Genomic DNA, 22,247 nt, shown 5'->3' on the forward strand with positions numbered 1-22,247 from the left:
TCACCACGACGCCGAGGTCCGGGAGGAGCGGGTGGATCAGGCGTCGCCGCCCGCCTGGTTGCCGGTGCCGGCGGCGGCGACGTCGAGCAGGTCGTACTTCGCGATGGCCTCGACCGGCGCCTCGGCCTTGACCTCGCCGCGCTTCGCCAACTGCTCCAGCACGGCGACCACGATCGACGGCGCGTCGACGTGGAAGAACCGGCGGGCCGCCCCGCGGGTGTCGGCGAAGCCGAACCCGTCGGTGCCGAGCGAGGTGTAGTCGGCCGGTACCCACCGCGAGATCTGGTCGGGGACCGCACGCATCCAGTCCGACACCGCCACGACCGGACCGCTCACACCCTCGAGCGCCTGGGTCACGTACGGCACCTGCGGCGGGTCGGCCGGGTTCAGCAGGTTGGCCTGCTCGCACTCGACGGCCTCGCGGCGCAGCTCGTTCCACGAGGTCGCGGACCACACGTCGGCGTCGACGCCCCAGTCCTCGCCGAGCAGCCGCTGGGCCTCGAGCGCCCAGCCCATCCCGACGCCCGAGGTGAGCAACTGGGCGCGCGGACGGCCCTCGTGCTGCATGCCGGGGGAGTACAGGTAGAGACCCTTCAGCAGTCCCTCGACATCGAGGTTCTCCGGCTCCTTCGGCTGGTTCATCGGCTCGTTGTAGATCGTGAGGTAGTAGAAGACGTCCTCACCGAGCTGGCCGTCTGACCCGACGCCGTACATCCGGCGCAGGCCGTCCTTCACGATGTGCGCGATCTCGAACGAGAACGCCGGGTCGTAGGCGACGACCGCGGGGTTGGCCGAGGCCAGCAGCAACGAGTGGCCGTCGGCGTGCTGGAGGCCCTCGCCGGTCAGCGTGGTGCGGCCCGCGGTGGCGCCGAGGACGAACCCCCGGCCGAGCTGGTCCGCCATCTGCCAGAACTGGTCGCCGGTGCGCTGGAACCCGAACATCGAGTAGAAGATGTAGAACGGGATCATCGGCTCGCCGTGCGTGGAGTACGCGGTGCTGGCCGCGATCAGCGAGGCCACCGAACCCGCCTCGCTGATGCCCTCGTGCAGGATCTGCCCGGTCTTGGACTCCTTGTACGACAGCAACAACTCGCGGTCGACGGCGTCGTACTCCTGCCCGTGCGGGCTGTAGATCTTGGCCGTCGGGAAGATCGAGTCCAGACCGAACGTGCGCGCTTCGTCGGGGATGATCGGCACGAAGCGCTTGCCGATCTCCTTGTCCTTGATGAGGTCCTTGAACAGCCGGACCGTCGCCATGGTGGTGGCGACCTGCTGCTTGCCCGAGCCCTGCCGCAGTTCCTCGAACAGCTTGTCGGCCGGGCTCGGCAACGGCTTCGCGCGCACGACGCGCTTGGGCAGGTAGCCGCCCAGTGCCGCCCGGCGTTCCTTCATGTACGCGATCTCGTCGCTCTTCTCGCCCGGGTGGTAGTACGGCGCGAGGTCGGCCTCGAGCTGGGCGTCGGTGAGCGGGATGTAGAGCCGGTCGCGGAAGGCCTTCAGGTCCGCCACGGTGAGCTTCTTCATCTGGTGGGTCGCGTTGCGGCCCTCGAAGCTCTCCAGCGTCCAGCCCTTGATGGTCTTGGCGAGGATGACGGTCGGCTGCCCGGTGTGGGTGCGCGCGGCCTGGAACGCCGCGTAGACCTTCCGGTAGTCGTGGCCGCCGCGCGAGAGCTTGCGCAGCTCGTCGTCGCTCATGCCCTCGACCATCTTGCGCAGCCGCGGGTCGCCGCCGAAGAAGTGGTCGCGGATGTACGCGCCGGACTCCACCGTGTAGGTCTGGAACTGACCGTCCGGGGTGTTGTTCATCTGGTTGACCAGCACGCCGCTGCCGTCGGCCGCGAGCAGCGGGTCCCAGTCGCGGCCCCACACGACCTTGATGACGTTCCAGCCGGCGCCGCGGAAGTAGCTCTCCAGCTCCTGGATGATCTTGCCGTTGCCGCGGACCGGACCGTCCAACCGTTGCAGGTTGCAGTTGACGACGAACGTGAGGTTGTCGAGCTCCTCGCGGGCCGCGACCCCGATGGCACCGAGCGATTCGACCTCGTCCATCTCGCCGTCGCCGAGGAACGCCCACACGTGCGAGTTCTTCGTGTCGGCGATGCCGCGGGCGTCGAGGTAGCGGTTGAAGCGGGCCTGGTAGATCGCGCTGATCGGGCCCAGGCCCATCGACACGGTCGGGAACTCCCAGAACTCCGGCATGAGCCGCGGGTGCGGGTAGGACGACAACCCGTTCGGCGCCTTGGACTTCTCCTGGCGGAAGCCGTCGAGTTGGGTCTCGGTGAGCCGGCCCTCGAGGAAGGCGCGGGCGTAGATGCCCGGCGCGGCGTGGCCCTGGAAGTAGACCTGGTCGCCCATGCCGCTGGCGAGGTCCTTGCCCTGGAAGAAGTGGTTGAAGCCCACCTCGTAGAGCGAGGCCGCCGAGGCGTACGTCGCGATGTGGCCGCCGACGCCGACCATCTTGTTGGCCCGCGAGACCATGACGGCCGCGTTCCACCGGATGTAGGCGCGGATGCGGCGCTCGATGTCCTCGTCACCGGGGAACCACGGTTCGCGCTCGGGCGGGATGGTGTTGATGTAGTCGGTGCTGCGCAGCGCCGGGACGCCGACCTGCCGTTCACGGGCCCGCTCGAGCAGCTTGAGCATGAGGAACCGGGCCCGGGTCCGGCCGTCCGCGTCGAGCGCGGCGTCGAACGACTCGAGCCACTCCCGCGTCTCCTCCGGATCGATGTCCGGGAGCTGGGTGGGAAGGCCGTCGGTGATGATCGAGAAGCGGTCGCGCGTCACTCCACCAGTGTCCTCCATCGTCCGCGCGCTGTGACAACGAGCACCTGTGCACCCGTGTCGTGCCCTGCCACCGGTTGGCCCCGGGAGGTGGATGTGGTGGACTACCCGACGACGCGACCGCCCCGGTCGGACGCGCCCGGGTACGAGGAGTGAGGCTGTTCCGTGACGACGCCGACGGGTGCCGCCGCGCGCATGGGCTTCAAGCCCGGCACGATCGTGCAGGAACTGGGTTACGACGAGGACGTCGACCACGAGTTCCGTGACGACGTCGAGGACGTCATCGGCGAGGAACTGCTCGACGAGGACTCCGACGAGGTCGTCGACGTCGTCCTGCTCTGGTTCCGTGAGGGCGACGGCGACCTGGTCGACGATCTCGTCGACGCGATCGCCCCTCTCGCCGACGAAGGCTTCATCTGGCTGCTGACGCCGCGGCGCGGCCAGGCCGGGTACGTCGAGCCCTCGGACATCTCCGAGGCCGCCCCCATCGCCGGCCTGACCCAGACCTCGAACGCCATGGTCGGCTCGGACTGGTCGGCCGCGAAGCTCGCGAGTCGCGCCCGGGCGGGCAAGGGCGGGCGGTGACGGCCGCACCGGCCGACACCGCCGCGGTGGTCGGCCCGAACGTCGGGGACCTCGCGCCGGACTTCTCCCTGCGCGACCAGAACAACGAGATCGTCACGCTGTCGGAGTACCGCGGCGAGAAGGCCGTCCTGGTCGTCTTCTACCCGTTGGCGTTCACCGGGATCTGCTCGGGCGAACTCACCGGCATCCAGGTCGCGATCGACGCCTTCAGCACCCCCGCCGTCCAGGTCGTCACCGTGAGCGTCGACTCGGTGCCCACCCACCGGGTCTTCGCCGACCAGTACGGGTTCGAGTTCCCGCTGCTCGCCGACTTCTGGCCGCACGGTGCGGTGGCGAGCGCGTACGGCTGCTTCGACGACACCGCCGGTATCGCCACGCGCGGCACGTTCCTCGTCGACCGCGACGGCGTCATCCGGTTCGTCGAGCGCTACGGCGCCGGGCACTCCCGCGACCCGCGCGCCTGGCTCGACGCCGTCGACGCGCTGGCCTGAGCCGTCGCGTCCCATCCCGGGGACCGGTCGGCTGCGGTCACCGCCCGTAACGCTCGGCCAACCGCTCCTCGGCGCTCGGTGCGCGGGGCCGGCTCGGGTTGACCGGCAACAGGTCGGCGCCGGGCTTGCGCTGCGCCCGGTTGCGTTCGGCCTCCTGCTCGCGTGCGGCGGCGTCGTCCGCGGCGCGCTTGCGGTCGGTCCGGACCATGACGACCGGGGCCGCGAGCGCGAGGCCCGCGAACAGGTACCACTGCACGATGTAGGCCAGGTGCTGCAGCTCGAACGCGCCGCCCGCGGGGTTCGACAGGTCGGGCGCGGGGATGGCGGTCAACCCGGCCGTCCCCGCCTGCCCGCCCTCGAGTTCGGCGTAGCCCGCGTAGACGTCGGTGCCGAGGCGGTCCGCGGCCGACGTCGCGTTGACCAGGTCGACCTGACCGTTGCCCAGGGCGCGGAACTTGTCGTCGCCGGTGTCGCTCGCCTGCGTGCGGGCCGTGACCGTGACCGTGCCGGCGGGCGGGGTGGGGACGTCGGTGGGGGCCCGGTCGAGGGTGGTGTCGGCGACGAAACCACGTACGACCAGCAGCACCGGGCCGGCGGTGGTGCGCAGGGGCGTGAGCACGAAGTAGCCGTTGCGGTCGTCGACCTGCTGCCGGCGGACGAGCAGTTGGTCGTCGAGGTCGTAGACCCCCGTCGCGGTGACGGGACGGAACTCGATCGCGTCCTGCCCGGGGGCGGCGCCCGCGCCGACGAGCGGCAGCACCGACGCGACCGGTGCCGGGGCGTCGCGGGCGTTCGCGCGCAGGTCGTCGTTGGCCAGGTGCTTGCCGTCGTACCGGAACACCTGCCACGTCCCGGCCACGACGCACACCACGGCGATGACGACCATGAGCAGCGTGAGCGCCGCGTAGCGCGAGGACGCGAGGTCTCGCACGAGTCGCCGCACGCCCCCACGATACGGCCGGGTCGCGTGGGGACCGGCCGGTAGCCTGACGCGGTTCGCGACCCGTCGCGGGCGGGCGCTTAGCTCAGCGGTAGAGCACTCGGCTTACACCCGAGCGGTCGGCGGTTCGAACCCGTCAGCGCCCACCGCACCGAGGTCCCGGCCGCGGGCCCGTGGCGCCCGGCCGTGGCCACCGGGCGCCCGGCCGCGGGCCGGTTCGTCCCGCCTGGGCGGGTTCGTGTGGGGCTCGCGTGACCGGTCGCCCGTGCCGACTGGCAGGGGCTTCACCTCTGGTTGATACTCCGACGCGGCGCCTCCGGACGTGCCCCCGACGACCGGAGGCGCCGTCGCACGTCCGGGGCAGGTCCGGGGTCGGGGAAAGTTCTTCGAGTCGGACGGTTACGCAACTCGCTTCCTGGGTAACTACTTTCCGTCGGCCGGTTCGGGGGAACAGGTCGACACCGCGGGGTCACGGGGGTGACGCCCGCATCGGGGGTACGGCGCCTCGCGCCGTACGCGCGTCCGCCTCGCCCCACCGCCGGATCGGGGGATCCGCCGGTGGGGGCGAGGCGTCGACGCCCGATCCGCACCGTTCGTACCAGTCTGGCGGGCCGCCGTGTGACCGAGGTCGGGCCCAGCAGCTTGCACCGGGTCGTCGGGGGGGCGACAAGATCACGTCCACCCCGACGGACGAACCCCCGAGAGAAGACCCGTTCACGTGCCCGGTTCCCGGCTGCTGCCGACCGCGCAGCGCCCTGCGCTGTCGGAGGCGCCCACGACGTCGCGGTGGTGGCGCACCCACGTGCTGGTCCGGTCGTGGCTGAGCGGACACCGTCGCCGCTGGCTCGCGCCGTCGCTGCTGCTCCTGCCGCCGCTCGGCGTCGCGATGGTGTGGGCCGGCGCGTCGCGTCCGGGGCACGGACGTCGTTGGCTCACCGCCGGTGCCGCCGCGTGGACCGCCGTGGTGGTCCTCGCCGTGGTGGTGCTGACGTTGCCCGGTGCCGTTCCCGCCGACGCCGACGCGGCGACGACCGTCCAGGCCGCGGCGCCCCTGGTGAGCGCCACGCCCTCCACCTCCGCACCGGCCGCCTCCACCGGTCGTCGTGCCGCGGTAGCTGCGGTGCGGCCCGCCCCGGCTCGGGCGGTCGGGGTCGGCGAGGCGGACCTCGCGACCGCCGGTGCGAACCCTCCGGCCGCCGGCCACGACGAAGCGGGCCTGCCGGCGTCGACGCCCGGTGTCTCGTCCCCCGGCGGGGGTGCCGCCTCCGCCGGCTCGCCGTCGTCGCGTCCGACCCCCGGCTCGGAGGCGACCCCGGCGGCGCCGCCGCGCACGCCGGAGCCGACCCCGACCCCGAACCGGCCGAAGCCGCCACCGAACCCCCCGGACCCGCCGAAGCCGGCCCCGCCGAAGCCGGCGAACCCGCCGAAGCCGCCGCCCGGCCCGCCGCCGGTGCCGGTCGCGAACCCGTTCACCCCGTGCGCGGTCGACGGGGCGCTGGCCGTGACCCGCCTGGGGTTCCCGCTGCGGTGCTCGTGGACCCCGGTCGGACTGTTCTGGCTCTGGGGCCGGTCCCGGTAGCGTCGTCGGGGTGACCTCGACCCCGCCCCTCACGGTCGGGGAGGTCGTCACCGAGCTCGAGACCCACCTGCCGCCGCGGTGGGCGGAGTCGTGGGACTCGGTCGGTCTCGCGGTGGGCGACCCGGCGGCGCCGGTGTCCGCCGTCGTCCTGGCCGTCGACCCGGTCGCACCGGTCGTGGTCGAGGCGGTGGAGCGGGGCGCCGGACTGGTCGTCACGCACCACCCGTTGCTGCTGTCCGGTGTCACGAGCGTCGCCCGGACCGGCGGCAAGGGCGACGTGGTCCACGACGCGATCCGCGCGGGTGTCGCGCTGTTCAACGCGCACACCAACGCCGATGTCGCACCCGACGGCGTCAACCAGGCCCTCGCCGACGTCCTGGGGTTGCGCGACACCCGACCGTTGCTTCCTGCAACGGACCCCGTCCTGGACCAGCTCACGGTGTACGTGCCGCGGACCGACGCCGACGCCCTGTTCGAGGCGCTCACCGCGGCCGGCGCCGGCCGGCTCGGCCGGTACGACCGGGCGGGCTTCCGGTCCGACGGTCTCGGCACCTTCCGTCCGCTGGCCGGCGCCGCTCCCGCTGTCGGTGCGGTAGGCGTGCAGGAGACCGTGGAGGAGACGCGGCTGGAGCTGGCCGTGCCGCGTGCGGTGCGAGCGGAGGTCGTGCGGGCCCTACGCGCGGCGCACCCCTACGAGGAGCCCGCCTTCGCCGTGGTCGAGCAGGTCGGCGAGCCGGGCCGCCGTGGGCTGGGTCGGGTCGGCCGGTTGCCCACGCCGACGACGCTCGCGGGCTTCGTGGACCTGGTCGCCTCGACCCTGCCGGCGACCAGCTGGGGTGTCCGCGGCGCGGGCGACCCCGACCGCGCCGTGGAGACCGTTGCCCTGTGCGGCGGTTCCGGGGCGTCGGAGATCGACGTCGCGCGTGCGGCCGGCGCGGACGTGTACCTCACCGCCGACCTGAAGCACCACGTGACCTCCGAGGCGACCACCGAGGTGGGCCCGGGGGCGATGGCGCTCGTCGACGCCGCACACTGGGCGACCGAGTGGCCGTGGCTCCCGGTGCTGGCGGAGCAGATGCGCGTGTGGTTCGGTGGCAGGCTCGACGTGCACGTCAGCACGATCGTCACCGACCCGTGGACGGTGCACCGCCCGTCACCGACCGCCGTGGAGGCCCGCACGTGAAAGAGCTCCGTTCGTGAAGGCCGATCCCGCCGCGCAGCTCACGCTGCTCGACCTGCAGAGCGTCGACACCGCGATCGCGCAGTTGCGGCACCGCCGGGCGACGCTGCCGGAGATCGCGCAGCTCGCCCGGTGTGCCGAACGGGCGCGTCTGCTGCAGACCCGCGCCGCCGAGGTGCAGGTCCGTGCCGACGAGCTCGACGACGCCCAGCGCCGCCTGGAGCAGGACGTCGACACCGTCCGCACCCGCACGACGCGTGACAACGAACGGCTGACGGCGGGCGGCATGCCCGGCAAGGAACTGGAGCGGCTGCAGCACGAGATCGAGTCCCTCGGGCGCCGGCAGTCCGGACTCGAGGACGAACTGCTCGAGCTCATGGAGCAGCGCGAGGGGGTCGAGGAGGAGCTCGGCCTCGCCCGCCGTGACCGCGGTGAGATCGACGACGAGGTGAGCCGGTTGACCACGTCGCGGGACGCTGCGTTCGCGACCATCGACGCCGACCTCGCCCACCGCACCGCCGACCGCGGCAGCGTCGCGGCGAAGTTGCCCGCGGACCTGCTCGCGCTCTACGAGAAGATCGCCGCGTCCAACGGCGGGGTCGGCGCGGCCGAGGTCGCCCACCGCCGTTGCGAGGGCTGCCGCATCGACTTCGCCGGCAGCGAGCTGGCGAAGATCCGTGACGCCGCGCCCGACGACGTCGTCCGCTGTGAGAACTGCCGCCGCATCCTGATCCGGACGGAACGTTCGGGGCTGTAGCGGCTCGGGCGGCCCGGAGCAGGAGGTCCGGAGCACGACGCTCGGAGCAGGACGCCCGGAGCGGGACGTCTAGAGCAGGACGAGCGTCGACACCCAGAGCAGGGTGGTGGCGACGACCAGGACCACGGGCACCGACAGGACGCCCAGCAGGTGGAACTGCACCGCCCCCGGCCGTTCGTCGTCGGGCAGCAGACGCCGCCACAGCAGGGTCGCGAGTGACCCGACGTAGGTGAGGTTCGGCCCGATGTTGACGCCGAGCAGGACCGCGAGGACCGCGGCGGGGTGGCCGGCGGTGAGCCCGACCATCACCAGGGTCGCCGGGATGTTGTTCACGAGGTTGGCGAGCACGGCCGAGACCGCGGCGAGCAGCAGCAGGGTCGCGAGGTCGCCCGAGGCGTCCGGCAGGAAGTCGCCGAGCCACTGGCCGAGTCCGTGCCGGGTGACGGCGTCGACGACCACGCCGAGCGTGAGGACGAACAAGCAGAAGCCGATGTTGGCCTCTGCAACGATCTTCACCGCGGTGGTGCGGCGGCGTAGGAGACGGGGGACGCCGAGCAGCAGCACCCCGCCGAGCGCCGCCCAGGCCGGTGGCACGTCGACGGCCGAGGTGACGACGAAGCCGACGACGGTCACGCCGAGCACCCCGAGGGCGTAGCGGGGGACCGGCGGCACCGTGACGTCCGCGTCGCCGCCGGCGGGCAGGTCGGAGCGGAAGAACACGCGCAGCGCCAGCCATTCCAGGAGCACCACGGCGAGGAACGGCAGCAGCATCAGGCCGGTGAACCGACCGAACGACAGGCCGGAACGGTCGAACGCCAGCAGGTTGGTGAGGTTCGAGACCGGCAGCAGCAACGACCCGGCGTTCGCGAGGTGGATGCAGGCGTAGAGGTGCGGCCGACCTCGTACCCCCAACCGTTGCACGGTGCGCAGGACGACCGGGGTGAGCAGGACGACGGTGGCGTCCAGCGTCAGCACCGTGGTGACGGCGGCCGCGAGCAGCACGGTGAGCAGGAGCAGCCGTCGTGACCGCCCGCCACTGGCCCGGCCGGTCACCGCGCCGAGGTAGTCGAACACGCCCTCCTCGGCGCAGAGGTGACCGAAGGCCAGGATGCCCGCGAGGAACAGGACGGTCGGGGTGAGGCTGCCGATCCGGTCGAGGGCGTCGTCGCGCGGGACGACCCCGACCAGCACCACCAGCAGTGCGGCGGGCACACCGAACACGGCCTCGTTGAGACCGAACGGCCGCCGGATGGCCCCGGCCAGGACCACGACGAGGACCAGCAGTCCGACGACCTCGGCCACGGTTCAGCCGTTCCGCACGGCGCGGACCGCCAGCCAGATGCCGACGGCGAGGCCGAACACGACGACGACCCGGCGCAGCCAGGTCTCGGAGATCATGCGGGTCATGCGACCGCCCGCGTAGCCGCCGACCAACGCCGCCGGGGCGACCACGCCGACGACCGCCCAGTCGACCGGGCCGCCCACGACGAACACCAGCAGGGACGCCGTCGACACCACGATCTGCAGCAGCGCCTTGAGCGCGTTCTGCGCGCGGATGCCGCCGGCGTAGGTCAGCCCGAGCACGGCCAGCAGGATGACGCCGAGACCGCCACCGAAGTACCCGCCGTACGCACTGGCCAGGACCACGGCCGTACCGAGCGCACCGTCACGCGTCACCCCGTGGCCGAGCCGCGCCTTGATACGCGGTCCGAAACCCAGCAGCAGCGTCGCCCCGATGACGAGCACCGGCACGACGGCGTCGAACGCCGAGTCGGGGGTGACGAGCAGGAGCACCGCACCGCCGATGCTGCCCAGCACGGCGAGAGCGCACATCACGAGGATGCGGCGCCGTTCGGAGCGCCACTGCTCGGCGATCTGGTCACGCAGCGAGGCGACGTTGCCGATGTAGCCCGGCCACAACGCGACCGAGTTCGTGACGTTGGCGGGCACGGTGCCGAGACCCGACGCGACCATCACGGGGAACACGATGAGCGAACCGCCGCCGGCGACGGCGTTGACGAACCCACCCGCGAGACCGGCGCCGACGAGAGCCGCGACGTCGCCGGGGTCGAGGGAAGGCACCGGGGCAGCGTAGGTCCTCGTCGCGCGGACCCACCCGCCTCACGGTCGGGAGGTGACCCGGACCCCAGGACCTGCGTACGATCTGCCACGCGGCGGACGAGCCGACCGGGCGGTCGCGTCGACGTCGGGAGTGCGGTCCTCGGACCGGGTTCCCGGGGTCGCCGAGGAAAGTCCGGGCTCCACAGGGCAGGGTGGTTGCCAACAGCAACCCGGGGTGACCCGCGGGACAGTGCCACAGAGAACAGACCGCCGGTCCGGTTCGCCGGGCCGGTGAGGGTGAAACGGTGGTGTAAGAGACCACCAGCATCCCGGGTGACCGGGATGGCTCGGTAAACCCCACCCGGAGCAAGGTCGAGAAGGAACGGCGTGAGCCGTTCCGCGCAGGCGTTCGAGGGCGGCCCGCCCGAGCCTGCGGGTGGACCGCTGGAGCCTGCCGGCGACGGCAGGCCGAGATGGATGGCCGCCACCCGCGGTCGCGAGACCGCGGGGACAGGACCCGGCTTACAGGTCGACTCGTCCGTCGCTCCCCACGCCTCACGTGGGGAGCGGACGCCCGGGAGCGTCACGCGCAGCGCGTGGTGACCGCGCCCGTCACAGGTGCACCGTGCAACGCACGCGGGGCGCAGTGCTGCGGTGCGGGTATGAAGAGTCGAACCTGCTCGTCACCGTGACGAGCGTCGGCTGATGGGAGCGCACCGTGGCAGACCTCGACGGCACGTGGTGGTGGTGCATGAAGCACGAGCGTCCGGAGTTGTACGAGAACACCGATTCCCCTGATCGGCTCGGGCCTTTCGCGACCGAGAGCGAAGCGTCGCACGCGCTCAAGACCATCGCCGACCGCGAGGAGAAGTACGAGAAGGAAGCCGCGGAGGACGACTGAGCGTCGTCGCTCCCGAGATGCGCGGCGCCGTGTGGACGTGGATCATGCGGCGTGGCGTGTTGACGAAGTCAGTCACTCATCGTCCACTTGTCTTCGACATCTCGCGTGTTCGTTGCCCCGAGGAGGCATCGCATGACCGCACCACGTAAGCGCACCGCGGCCAAGAAGGCCGCGCCCGCCAAGAAGGCGGCCGCTCGCAAGACGGCGGCCAAGAAGGCGGCGCCCGCCAAGAAGGCTGCGGTGAAGAAGGCGGCTCCCGCCCGGAAGACGGCAGCGAAGAAGACCACGGCGGCGAAGAAGACCACGGCGGCGAAGAAGACCACCGCCGCCAAGAAGACCACCGCCGCCAAGAAGACCACCGCCGCCAAGAAGGCGGCGCCGGCTCGCAAGACCGCCGCCAAGACGACCGCGGCCAAGAAGACCACCGCCGCGAAGAAGACCACGGCCGCGAAGAAGACCACCGCCGCCAAGAAGACCACCGCGGCGAAGAAGACCACCGCGCGCAAGACCGCCGCGAAGAAGGCGGCGCCGGCGCGCAAGACCGCGGCCACGAAGTCCACCACGGCCAGGAAGACCGCGGCCAAGAAGGCGACGCCCGCGCGCAAGACCGCGGCCACGAAGGCCACGGCGGCGAAGAAGACCGCGGCGAAGCGCGCGACGGCCGCGAAGAAGACCGCCGCCAGCACGGCCACCGCCGCGAAGAAGACCGCGACGGCGGCGAAGAAGACCGCGACCGCGGCGAAGAAGACCGCCGCGAAGCGGGTCACCGCCGCGAAGAAGACGGCGTCGGCGACCAAGACCACCGCCGCCCGCAAGGTCGGTCAGCGTCGCCGCAACCCGTTGGCGCAGAAGCTCGCCCACACTGCGGAGACCGTGGCCGCCGCTGCGGTCACGCTGGCCGACGAGGCCACCGACGCCGTGAAGCGCGCGGTCACCTAGCCGCCTCCCCGGGTTCCACGCGTGTGTCCCCTCGCGTGGCCAGCAAGCCCGTGACGCTGGTGCCATCGGTTTCCAGCGTCGGCTCGGACACGATCACGGCGGTCGCCGCTCCGGCGACCGCCGTGTTGCGTCTCGTCAGTCCAGCGCGCGGCGCCGGAAGCCGATCAGCCCCACGACGAGGAACAGCACGGTGCAGGCGACCATGACCGGCACGCAGACCCACACGGACATGTGCGGGACGTCGGTGATCGACGCGGCACGCATGGACTCGCTCACGTACGTGAGCGGGTTGACGAGCGTGAGGACCTGGAACCAGCGCAGGGATGCGAGCAACGGCCACGGGTACTGCGTGCAGCCGGTGAAGATCAACGGTGTGACGACCAGCGCGAAGAGGATGTTGAGGCGGTTGACGGGGACGAACGTCCCGAGCGTCATGCCCAGCGCGGAGCCGAGCACCGAGCCCAGCAGGATCGTCACGAGCAGCAGCACGATGCCGTCGGCGTGCACCGGCAGCGGACCGATGATCCAGCGACCGAGCGGGAAGATGACCGCGGTCGCGACCAGGGCGCGGAAGACCGCGTAGACGATCTTCTCGACGCCGACCCACATCACCGGCATCGGGGCGAGCAGTCGGTCCTCGATCTCCCGGCTGAAGGAGAAGTCCAGCACCAGCGGTAGCGCCGTCGCCTGCAGGGCGGTCAAGACCGCGGTCAGCGCGACGATCCCCGGGAACAGCAGATCGCCGTACCCGTTCTGTGTCGCGCCGATCGACGCCAGCACCTTGCCGAAGACGAACAGCAGGAACAACGGCTGCAGCAGCACCTGGGCGAGGAAGATCCACAGGTCGCGTCCCGTGACGTACAGGTCGCGTTGCAGCACCGCCCAGAACACGCGGTACGGCGAGGGGATCGCCGTCTCCGGCACGACGGTCACCGCAGGCCCCTCCCGGTCATGGAGATGAACACGTCCTCGAGCGTCAGCTCGCCGAGCCCGACGTCGGCGAGCGTCAGGCCCTCGGCCTGCACCACGCCGACGAGTGGCGCCAGGAGCGTCGACGGGTCGCCGCGCACGTACAGCCGGTAGCGGCTGACGTCGTCGGTGCGTCCGAGTTCCTCGGCACGTTCGACGTCGGCCAGCTCGCCGAACTGTTGCACCAGGCGTCGGTCGTCGCCCGCCCCTCGCACCCCGAGTTCGACCGTCCCGCTGCCGGGCAGGGCGCGCACGAGGTCGGCGGGGGTGTCGAGCGCGAGGATCTTGCCGTGGTCGACGATCCCGACCCGGTCGCACAACGTCGTCGCCTCGTCCATGTCGTGCGTGGTCAGCACCACCGTCACGCCGCTGTCGCGCAGGTCCCGCACGCGGTCCCACACGAACAGCCGGGCCTGCGGGTCGAGACCGGTCGACGGTTCGTCCAGGAACAGCACCTGCGGGCGGTGCATGAGCGCCCGGGCGATCATCAACCGTTGCGCCTGGCCGCCGGAGTACTTGTCGGTCTTGTCGCGGCCACGGTCGCCCAGACCGAACTGCTCGAGCAACTCCCTCGCCCGCGCCTGGCGTTCGGCGCGTCCGACCCCGTGGTACGCCGCGTGGAAGAGCAGGTTCTGCTCGGCGGTGAGTTCGCGGTCGAGGTTGGGTCGCTGCGGCACCACCGCGAGGCCGGCCCGCGCCCGCACCGGGTCGGCCACGACGTCGACACCGGCGACCGTCGCGTGCCCCGAGGTGGCGAGGACCCGGGTGGTGAGGACGCCGATCGTCGTCGACTTGCCCGCGCCGTTCGGTCCGAGCAGGCCGAAGATCTCCCGCTCGCCGACCTCGAAGCTCACGCCGTCGACGGCGTTGGTCGGCCGGCCCTTGTAGCGCTTGACCAGATCGGTGACGGTGACGGCGGAACCCACGGCCCCATCCTGACCGACGGGTCCAGCAGGTTCGACCGATCCCGGCACGGGGTCAGCGGTAGGTGTGCTCCTCGGCCGGGAAGGTCGCGGCGCGGACCTCGGCGGCGTAACGGCGGGCGGCGTCGGTGAGGTCGGCGCCGAGGTGGGCGAACTGCTTGACGAACTTGGCCGTCCGGCCGCCCTCGGGGGCGAAGCCCGCCATGTCCTGCCACACCAGTACCTGGGCGTCGGTCTCGACGCCGGCGCCGATGCCGACGACCGGCACCGCCAGGTCGTGGGTGAGTTCCTTGGCGATGTCGGCCGGCACGGCCTCGAGGACCACGGAGAACGCCCCGGCCTCGGCGACGGCGTGGGCGTCGTCGACGAGCCGGTCGCCCGCCTCGCCGCGGCCCTGCACCCGGTACCCGCCCAGGGTGTTGACCGACTGCGGGGTCAGGCCGACGTGGCCCATGACCGGGATCCCGGACTGCACGAGCAACCGGATGTGCGGCGCGATCTCGGCGCCACCCTCGAGCTTGACCGCCTGCGCTCCGCCCTCCTTCATGAAGCGGATGGCCGTGGCGAGCGCCTGCTCCGGCGAGGAGCGGTACGTGCCGAACGGCAGGTCGGCGACGACGAGCGCGCGCGAGGTCCCGCGGACGACCGCCCGCACCAACGGCAGGAGTTCGTCGATGCTGATCGGCACGGTGGTGTCGTAGCCGTAGACCACGTTCGCGGCGGAGTCCCCGACGAGCAGCACGGGGATCCCGGCCTGGTCGAAGATGCGCGCGGTGGTGAAGTCGTAGGCCGTCAGCATCGGCCAACGCTCGCCGGCGGCCTTGGCCTTGGCGAGGTCGAAGGTGGTCACGCGTCGGGAGGTGACGCCGCCGTACAGGACGGGGGCGTGTTCACGGGGTGGCGGGTCGAGGAGTGCACTCGGCGTGTCGGTGCGTGCGGCGGCGTCGTCGCTCATGTCGGTCTCCACCTGTGGGTCCTCGGGTCCGGCGAGCCGGTACCCGGGCGTGGGTGATGCGGACAGCACCAGCGTTGCCGTTCGGGGGGTCCTCCGCAACACGGACGTCATGAGGCGTTCACCACGAGGTGTTCGGACGTCCGAGCACCTGGGCGGGAGCGAGCGGTTGTCATGCCCGTTTTGTGACGTGGAAACACCTCGGAACAGGGTGGTCGTCCTCTACCATGAGGCGACCCGTGCCCGGGTCGCCAGCCTCATCTCCGTCGAGGCGCCCGGGTCCGCGGCGGAAGGGCGTCACGTGCTCCACCCCCCTCGTCTGCGTCGTGCGAGTGGTTCCCGTCGCGCCGGCGTCCTCGCCGGTGTCGGGATCTCCGTGCTCGCCCTCGCCCTCGCCGGGTGCACCGCGGGTCAGCAGCGGGCCGCGTCGAGCGCGACCTCCTCCTCGGCCGCCCCCGCCCCCCGGACCTCGCCCACCACGCCGCCCGCCGCCCTCGCCATCACCCCGGCGGCGAACACCGCCGAGGTCAACCCCGGCAGCCCCATCGTCGTCAAGACCACCGGCGGGATGATCGGCAAGGTCGTGGTCACCGCCGCCGACGGCACCGAGGTGCCCGGCGCGCTGGCCGCCGACTCGCTGAGCTGGACCAGCAAGGGCCCGCTCGCCTACGCCACCACGTACACGGTCGACGCCACGGCCAGCAACCTCGTCGGTCAGGCCACCTCGTCGCAGTCGACCTTCACCACCGTCAAGCCCGCCAACTTCACCCTGCCCTACGTCAACACGGCCGCCGGCTTCTCGATCCAGGACGGCAACACCTACGGCGTCGGGCAGGCGCTGCAGATCCACTGGGACGAGGAGATCACCGACCGCGCCGCGGCGCAGAAGGCCGTCACCGTCACCACCTCGCCGCCGCAGACCGCCGCGTTCAGCTGGACCGACGACCAGAACATGATGTGGCGGACCAAGGACTACCTGAAGCCGGGCACGAAGGTCACCGTCACCGCGAACGTCTACGGCGTGCAGGTCGGCCCGGGTCTCTGGGGTCAGAAGAACGTCTCCAGCTCGTTCGTCATCGGCGACTCGCACATCTCGATCGCCGACGACACCACCAAGATCGTCACGGTGTACGAGAACGGCAAGGTCGTGCGGACCATGCCGACCTCGATGGGGCAGGGCGGCCGGTTCACCTCCAGCAACGGCACCGAGATCTCGCTGTGGACCAACTCCGGCCCGCACATGGTGATCCAGAAGGCCGAGACGGTGCGCATGACCTCCTCGAGCTACGGCCTGCCGAAGACCGACCCGCTGGGCTACGACACCGTCGTCAAGTACGGCGTGAAGATCAGCCAGGACGGCGAGTACACCCACGCCGCGCCGTGGAACAACAACCTCGGCCAGAGCGACGAGTCGCACGGCTGCCTCAACCTGTCGACCGACGACGCCGAGTGGATGTACAACTTCTCGCTCCCGGGCGACATCGTCGACGTCAAGGGCACGCCGCAGAACCTCGCGGAGTGGAACTCGGGCTCCTGGACGGTCCCGTGGGACCAGTGGATCGCCCGCAGCGCCCTGCCGGTCGGCTGAGACACGTCTCCCGCGCGTAACACGCCCGTACGGCGCGCCTGACACACTGGCGCCGTGGACCGTCAGCAGGAGTTCGTCCTCCACACCGTCGAGGAGCGACAGATCCGCTTCGTGCGGCTGTGGTTCACCGACATCCTCGGCACGTTGAAGTCCGTCGCCATCGCGCCCGCGGAACTCGACGGCGCGTTCGACGAGGGCATCGGGTTCGACGGCTCGGCCATCGAGGGCTTCGCCCGGGCCAGCGAGAGCGACATGATCCTGCGTCCGGACCCGGCCACGTTCCAGGTGCTGCCGGCCCGCGGTTCGGGGGAGCACGGCGACTCCGCCCGGATGTTCTGCGACATCCAGATGCCCGACGGCGCGCCGAGCTGGGCCGACCCGCGGTACGTGCTGCGGCGGACGTTGTCGAAGGCGGCGCAGAAGGGCTTCACCTTCTACACGCACCCGGAGATCGAGTTCTTCCTGCTGCGGGACATGCCGCGCGACGGCTCGGAGCCGACCCCGATCGACCGTGGCGGCTACTTCGACATGACCAGCCACGACCGCGCGCACGACTTCCGGCGCGACGCCGTCGGGGCGCTCGAGGACCTCGGCATCTCGGTCGAGTTCAGCCACCACGAGGTCGCTCCCGGCCAGCAGGAGATCGACCTGCGCTACGCCGACGCCCTCTCGACGGCCGACAACATCATGACCTTCCGGCACATCGTGAAGGAGGTCGCGCTCGGCCACGGCGCGAACGCGACCTTCATGCCCAAGCCGTTCATGCACCAGCCCGGCAGCGGCATGCACACCCACCTGTCGCTGTTCGAGGGCGACCACAACGCCTTCCACGACCCCACCGACGAGCTCAACCTGTCCAAGACCGCCCGCGCGTTCATCGCGGGCCTGCTGGCCCACGCACGCGAGATCACGGCCGTCACGAACCAGTGGGTCAACTCGTACAAGCGGTTGTTCGGGTACGCGGCGCGCGGCGAGCTGGTCGAGGCCCCAACCTTCGTGTGCTGGGGCCACGCCAACCGCTCCGCGCTGGTGCGGGTGCCGATGTACAAGCCTGGCAAGGCCAACTCGACCCGCGTCGAGATGCGGTCGCTCGACTCCGCGTGCAACCCGTACCTGGCCTTCGCCGTGCTGCTCGCGGCCGGGCTCGACGGTATCGAGCAGGGCATGGAACTGCCGCCCGGCGCCGAGGACGAGGTGTGGGCGCTGTCGGACTCCGAACGGCTCGCCCTGGGCTACGACGAGCTCCCGCACAACCTCGCCGACGCCCTGCGGGTGATGGAGCACTCGGAGCTCGTGGCCGAGACCCTCGGCGAACACGTCTTCGACTTCTTCCTGCGGAACAAGAAGTCCGAGTGGGTCGACTACCGCGCCGAGGTCACCCCGTTCGAGCTGCGCCGCTACCTCGGTCCGCTCTAGTCCGGACGCCGCTCGCTAACCTCGACCGGTGAGCAACTCACCGCGGGTCCTAGTCGTCGAACCCGATGCCGCGGACCCCGTCGCGCGGCTCGGTGACTGGTTGCGGGACTCCGGCGCGGAGCTGCAGGTCGTGCGGCCGTACGCCGGTGACGCGCTGCCGGCCGACCTCACGGGCTTCGACGCCCTCATCGTCATGGGCGGCCGGATGGGCGCGGGCGACGACGCCGAGTTCCCGTGGCTGGCCGACGTGCGGGCCCTGCTCGTGGCGGCCGTGAACGGCGAGGTGCCCACGCTCGGCGTCTGCCTGGGCTCGCAGCTGCTGGGCCTCGCCCTGGGCGGGACGGTCGAGCGCAACCCCGAGGGGCCCGAGGTCGGCGCCAGCCTGGTAGCGAAACGTCAGGCCGCGGCGGGCGATCCGCTGTTCCGGGCCCTCCCGATCACCCCCGACGTCCTGCAGTGGCACGACGACGCCGTCACCCGGCTGCCGTCGGGCGCCGAGTTGCTCATGAGCTCACCGGGCTGCGCCACCCAGGCGTTCCGCGTCGGCCGGGTCGCGTGGGGCGTGCAGTTCCACATCGAGAACACCGCCGACATGGTCCGCGAGTGGACGGAGAACTCGCGGCACAGTGCGACCCGCAGCGGCCGCGACCTCGACGCCGTCGAGGCCACCGCGCTGGGGCTGCTCGAGGACATCGAGGAGACGTGGCGTCCGTTCGCCGGGACCTTCGCCGACATCGCCCGTGACCCGGCGTCGGCGCACGTCGCGCGGACCGTGCCGTCGTCGACCGCCGAACCGATCAGTGACAAGGCGGCGATCCGCGCCGCGTTGGCCGCGGAGGCGGACGCCGCCCGCGGGATCGGGGTCACGCCACCGGACGCGCCGTACGGGCGCCCGCTGCCGCTCGCGGGTGACCCTCGACCGTGAGCGAGCCCGGCGCGGGCGCCCCGCCGGCGCGCAAGACCGCCGACCCGCGCCGGACCATGTCCGGACGGCTCGCGCGGCTGGGCTTCCGCGAACCCGGAGCTGCGGCCGAACGACTCGCCACGCTCGCCCTCCCGGTGCTCGACCGCGACAGCGGTGAACCCACCCCCGACGGCGCCATCGCCCTGGCGGCGCTCGGACGCGCCGCCGAGCCCGATCTCGCGCTGGTCGCCCTGGAACGGATCCTCGACGGCGGCGCCGACCGTGACCTGGTCTGGTCCCTGCTCGTCGACGACGTGGGCACCCGCGCACGGCTGACGTCCTTGCTCGGTGCCTCGATCACCCTGGGCGAGCACCTCGCGGTCCACCCCGGCGACATCGCGGCGCTGCGCCAGGTGCCGCCCGCGTCCGTCGCCGCCATCGAGCCCGTCGCGGCCGTCATGGCCGAGCGCATCGTGCGATCCGTCGGTGCCGACCCGGCCGACCCGGTGCGCGGCAGCGGCGGGCGACCCGCCACGCTCACCGGGCCGGACGCGGTGCGCGCGTTGCGGGAGGCGTACTGGCGCGAGCTCGCGACCGTCGCGGCGTGGGACCTCGCCGCCGAGATCGGCGTCGAGACCGTGTGCGACCTGTTGACCGCGCTGGCCGACGCCGTGCTGGCCGCGAGCCTCGCCGTGGCGTCCGCCGAGAGCGGCGCCGCGGATGCCGCCCCGTTCCGGCTCGCGGTCATCGCCATGGGCAAGACCGGCGGCGGCGAACTCAACTACGTCTCCGACGTCGACGTCGTCTTCGTCGCCGAACCCGGTGCGCACGACGGCGAGCCCGGCGAGACCGAACCCGCGCTCGCCGCGGCCACGCGTCTGGCCGCCGGGATGATGCGGGTCGCGGGCGCGGCCGCCTGGCAGGTCGACGCCGCGCTGCGACCCGAGGGACGCGACGGGCCGCTGGTGCGCACCCTCGCCTCGCACGAGGCGTATTACGCCCGGTGGGCCAGCACGTGGGAGTTCCAGGCGCTGCTCAAGGCGCGGCCGGCGGCGGGCGACGACAAGCTCGGTCGCGCCTACTCGGACCTGGTCTCACCGCTGGTGTGGAGCGCCGCCGAACGCCCCGACTTCGTCAAGGACGTCCGGGCCATGCGTCGCCGGGTGGTCGCGCACCTGCCGTCCGACATCGCCCCGCGCGAGATCAAACTCGGCCCGGGCGGGCTGCGCGACGTCGAGTTCGTCGTGCAGTTGCTGGCGATGGTGCACGGCCGCACCGACGAGTCGTTGCGGGCGCGGGCGACCCTCGAGGTCCTCAACGCGCTGCGCGACGGCGGCTACATCGGCCGCGACGACGCCGTTTCCCTCGCCGACGCCTACGGATTCCTCCGGGTGGCCGAACACCGTCTGCAGCTGTGGCGCATGCAGCGCACCCACACCGTGCCCGCGGGTCACGACGCCAAGCGCGGCCTCGCGCGGGCGATGGGCTTCCGGCCCGACGACCGCGGTGACGCCGTAGCGGTGTTCGACGCCGAGTGGGCGCTGCACGCGCGGGAGGTCCGTCGCCTGCACGAGCGGTTGTTCTACCGGCCGCTGCTGGAGTCGGTCGCGCGGTTGCCGCGCGAGGAGCTGCGCCTGTCCAAGGACAAGGCGGCCGACCGCCTGGCCGCGTTGGGTTTCGCCCGTCCCGAACAGGCGTTGTCCCACCTCGAGGCCCTGACCCGAGGGGTCACCCGGACGACGCAGATCCAGCGGGCGCTGCTGCCGGTGCTGCTGCGCGCGTTCGCCGACGCCCCCGACCCGGACGCCGGCCTGCTCGCCTACCGCCAGGTCTCCGACGCGCTCGGCACCACCCCCTGGTACCTGCGGCTGCTGCGCGACGAGGGCAAGGTGGCGTCGCGGTTGGCGTTCGTCCTCGGCGCCAGCCGCTACGTCGCCGCCATGTTGGTGCGCGCGCCCGAGGCGTTGCGTCTGCTCGCCGACGACGCCGACCTCGAGCCCCGGGCGTGGTCGGAGCTGGTCGCCAACTTCTCGGACGCCGCCCTGCGGCAGAAGGAGGACGACGACGGCGTCGCGGCCGTCGGGGTGGTGCGCGGGCTGCGCCGGGTGGAACTGCTGCGCATCGCCTTCGCCGACCTGCTCGGACTGCTCGACGTCGACGCCGTCGGTCGGGCGTTGGCCGACGTCGCCGACGCCACCGTGCAGGCCGCGCTGTCGGTGGCGGTGCGCCGCGCCGGGGAGCCCGCCCGACCGTTCGCGGTCATCGGCATGGGCCGGCTGGGTGGCCGGGAGACCGGCTACGGCTCCGACGCCGACGTGCTGTTCGTGGTCGACGGCGACGAGGGCGACCACGAGGCGGTGTCGTGGGGTCTGGGCGTCGCCGCGACCGTGCGCCGGCTGCTGTCGTCGCCGTCGCCCGATCCCGCCGTGCAACTGGACGTCGACCTCCGGCCGGAGGGACGCGACGGCCCGGTCGTGCGCTCCCTGCGTTCCTACGCCGTCTACTACGAGCGTTGGTCCGAGCTGTGGGAGGCGCAGGCTCTCCTGCGCGCCCGCCCGATCGCGGGCGACGTCGCACTGGGTGAACGGTTCATGGCCCTGGTCGCACCGGTCCGGTACCCCGAGGCGGGGCTGCAACCCGAGCAGGTGCTGGAGATCCGGCGCATCAAGGGCCGGGTGGAGTCCGAACGGCTGCCGCGCGGCGCCGACCCCGCCCTGCACGCCAAGCTCGGTCGAGGTGGGCTCACGGACGTCGAGTGGACCGTGCAGTTGCTGCAACTGGTGCACGGTGCACAGGTCCCCGGGTTGCGCACGACCTCGACCCTGGCTGCGCTGCAGGCCGCCGTCGCCGCCGGCCTCATCGACCACGACGACGCCGACGTGCTGGCCGCGGCGTGGCGCCTCGCGACCCGGGTGCGCAACGCGATCCGCCTGGTCCGCGACGCCCCCGGCGACCAGGTGCCGACCAGCGGTCCCGTCCTCGCCCTGCTCGCCACCGAGACCGACTCCGACGGCGACCCCGGCGTCGTCGTCGACGACTACCGCCGCGTCACCCGCCACGCCCGCCAGGTCGTCGAGCGGCTCTTCTACGACCGCACCCCCGACGACCGCCCCGTCTGACCCCACACGACCGAATTCTGTGTTGTCTTGCGGCGTGAGGCGGCAGGAGTACACAAAATTTGCGGAAGGTGGGTGGCTGGGAGGCAGATCAGGTCCGGCCGTGAGGATGAGGTGGCCGGCACCGCAGGTGGAGGCGGCGGCGCGGGTGCGTCCCTAGCGTTC

At 72.2% G+C, this 22,247-nt stretch carries 18 protein-coding genes, 1 tRNA gene and 1 other RNA gene; 13 read left to right on the forward strand and 7 right to left on the reverse strand.

All coding sequences use genetic code 11. The annotated features are described in order from the left end of the window. Positions 1 to 36: 36 nt before the first annotated feature. Entirely contained in the window at positions 37 to 2,784 is a 2,748-nt protein-coding gene (gene aceE, locus ACXR2U_RS15105; RefSeq protein WP_458825884.1) for a pyruvate dehydrogenase (acetyl-transferring), homodimeric type, read from the reverse strand. A gap of 192 nt (positions 2,785 to 2,976) precedes the next feature. Here aceE and ACXR2U_RS15110 point away from each other — a divergent pair, with 192 nt between their 5' ends. After that, positions 2,977 to 3,366, forward strand: a complete 390-nt coding sequence (locus tag ACXR2U_RS15110; RefSeq protein ID WP_458825919.1) for a DUF3052 domain-containing protein — start codon at positions 2,977 to 2,979, stop codon at positions 3,364 to 3,366. Further along, positions 3,363 to 3,857, forward strand: coding sequence for a peroxiredoxin (locus tag ACXR2U_RS15115; RefSeq protein WP_458825885.1), 495 nt, complete (start codon positions 3,363 to 3,365; stop codon positions 3,855 to 3,857). Before ACXR2U_RS15110 ends, ACXR2U_RS15115 begins: the two co-directional genes overlap by 4 nt. Positions 3,858 to 3,894: 37 nt before the next feature. On the opposite strand, the gene ACXR2U_RS15120 is transcribed toward ACXR2U_RS15115, so the two are convergent. Further along, the gene (locus tag ACXR2U_RS15120; RefSeq protein WP_458825886.1) at positions 3,895 to 4,800 is read right to left on the reverse strand and encodes an SURF1 family protein; all 906 of its coding nucleotides are present in this window, start codon (positions 4,798 to 4,800) and stop codon (positions 3,895 to 3,897) included. Positions 4,801 to 4,871: 71 nt separating this feature from the next. Between ACXR2U_RS15120 and ACXR2U_RS15125 the strand changes: the two genes are divergently transcribed. The 4 genes from ACXR2U_RS15125 (at position 4,872) to ACXR2U_RS15140 (ending at position 8,313) form a co-directional block, all read left to right on the forward strand. Next, positions 4,872 to 4,943: transfer RNA gene (locus tag ACXR2U_RS15125), tRNA-Val, on the forward strand. A gap of 572 nt (positions 4,944 to 5,515) precedes the next feature. Continuing rightward, on the forward strand, positions 5,516 to 6,376 hold the full coding sequence (locus ACXR2U_RS15130; RefSeq protein WP_458825887.1) for a hypothetical protein: 861 nt from the start codon (positions 5,516 to 5,518) through the stop codon (positions 6,374 to 6,376). A 10-nt stretch (positions 6,377 to 6,386) separates the two neighbouring features. Next, positions 6,387 to 7,559 (forward strand): Nif3-like dinuclear metal center hexameric protein, encoded by a 1,173-nt coding sequence (locus ACXR2U_RS15135; protein WP_458825888.1) that lies wholly within the window; start codon positions 6,387 to 6,389, stop codon positions 7,557 to 7,559. A 13-nt stretch (positions 7,560 to 7,572) separates the two neighbouring features. After that, positions 7,573 to 8,313, forward strand: a complete 741-nt coding sequence (locus ACXR2U_RS15140) for a zinc ribbon domain-containing protein (protein ID WP_458825889.1) — start codon at positions 7,573 to 7,575, stop codon at positions 8,311 to 8,313. A 69-nt stretch (positions 8,314 to 8,382) separates the two neighbouring features. Here ACXR2U_RS15140 and ACXR2U_RS15145 read toward each other — a convergent pair whose 3' ends face one another. Together ACXR2U_RS15145 and ACXR2U_RS15150 are read right to left on the reverse strand one after the other, a co-directional pair. Beyond that, positions 8,383 to 9,615, reverse strand: a complete 1,233-nt coding sequence (locus ACXR2U_RS15145) for an SLC13 family permease (RefSeq protein WP_458825890.1) — start codon at positions 9,613 to 9,615, stop codon at positions 8,383 to 8,385. Positions 9,616 to 9,618: 3 nt separating this feature from the next. Then, complete coding sequence (locus ACXR2U_RS15150; protein WP_458825891.1) at positions 9,619 to 10,395, reverse strand: sulfite exporter TauE/SafE family protein; 777 nt, start codon at positions 10,393 to 10,395, stop codon at positions 9,619 to 9,621. Between the two features lie 97 nt (positions 10,396 to 10,492). Between ACXR2U_RS15150 and rnpB the strand changes: the two genes are divergently transcribed. The 3 genes from rnpB to ACXR2U_RS15165 all read left to right on the forward strand — a co-directional run bounded on the left by rnpB (position 10,493) and on the right by ACXR2U_RS15165 (position 12,214). Next, positions 10,493 to 10,915: RNase P RNA component class A (gene rnpB / locus ACXR2U_RS15155), an RNA gene on the forward strand. Positions 10,916 to 11,092: 177 nt separating this feature from the next. Beyond that, complete coding sequence (locus ACXR2U_RS15160; protein ID WP_458825892.1) at positions 11,093 to 11,275, forward strand: hypothetical protein; 183 nt, start codon at positions 11,093 to 11,095, stop codon at positions 11,273 to 11,275. Positions 11,276 to 11,407: 132 nt separating this feature from the next. Next, a complete protein-coding gene (locus ACXR2U_RS15165) occupies positions 11,408 to 12,214 on the forward strand; it encodes a hypothetical protein (RefSeq protein WP_458825893.1) in 807 nt (268 codons plus the stop codon). A 135-nt stretch (positions 12,215 to 12,349) separates the two neighbouring features. Here ACXR2U_RS15165 and ACXR2U_RS15170 read toward each other — a convergent pair whose 3' ends face one another. From ACXR2U_RS15170 to panB, 3 genes are read right to left on the reverse strand one after another with little or no spacing between them, the layout of a single operon-like run. Next, positions 12,350 to 13,147: an ABC transporter permease gene (locus ACXR2U_RS15170; RefSeq protein WP_458825894.1), complete on the reverse strand. Its 798-nt coding sequence runs from the start codon at positions 13,145 to 13,147 to the stop codon at positions 12,350 to 12,352. Beyond that, entirely contained in the window at positions 13,144 to 14,109 is a 966-nt protein-coding gene (locus tag ACXR2U_RS15175) for an ABC transporter ATP-binding protein (RefSeq protein ID WP_458825895.1), read from the reverse strand. Before ACXR2U_RS15175 ends, ACXR2U_RS15170 begins: the two co-directional genes overlap by 4 nt. Positions 14,110 to 14,161: 52 nt before the next feature. Continuing rightward, positions 14,162 to 15,061, reverse strand: coding sequence for a 3-methyl-2-oxobutanoate hydroxymethyltransferase (panB, locus tag ACXR2U_RS15180; RefSeq protein WP_458825920.1), 900 nt, complete (start codon positions 15,059 to 15,061; stop codon positions 14,162 to 14,164). A 298-nt stretch (positions 15,062 to 15,359) separates the two neighbouring features. Between panB and ACXR2U_RS15185 the strand changes: the two genes are divergently transcribed. Genes ACXR2U_RS15185 through ACXR2U_RS15200 form a run of 4 tightly spaced genes read left to right on the forward strand, consistent with a single transcriptional unit; the run spans position 15,360 to position 22,085 of the window. Beyond that, the gene (locus ACXR2U_RS15185) at positions 15,360 to 16,646 is read left to right on the forward strand and encodes a L,D-transpeptidase (RefSeq protein ID WP_458825896.1); all 1,287 of its coding nucleotides are present in this window, start codon (positions 15,360 to 15,362) and stop codon (positions 16,644 to 16,646) included. Between the two features lie 54 nt (positions 16,647 to 16,700). Continuing rightward, a complete protein-coding gene (glnA, locus tag ACXR2U_RS15190; protein WP_458825897.1) occupies positions 16,701 to 18,062 on the forward strand; it encodes a type I glutamate--ammonia ligase in 1,362 nt (453 codons plus the stop codon). Between the two features lie 28 nt (positions 18,063 to 18,090). Then, positions 18,091 to 18,987: a type 1 glutamine amidotransferase gene (locus tag ACXR2U_RS15195; protein ID WP_458825898.1), complete on the forward strand. Its 897-nt coding sequence runs from the start codon at positions 18,091 to 18,093 to the stop codon at positions 18,985 to 18,987. 56 nt (positions 18,988 to 19,043) lie between these two features. Beyond that, complete coding sequence (locus ACXR2U_RS15200; RefSeq protein ID WP_458825921.1) at positions 19,044 to 22,085, forward strand: bifunctional [glutamine synthetase] adenylyltransferase/[glutamine synthetase]-adenylyl-L-tyrosine phosphorylase; 3,042 nt, start codon at positions 19,044 to 19,046, stop codon at positions 22,083 to 22,085. Positions 22,086 to 22,247: the final 162 nt, after the last annotated feature.

The sequence above is a fragment of the Jatrophihabitans sp. YIM 134969 genome, from assembly GCF_054456675.1.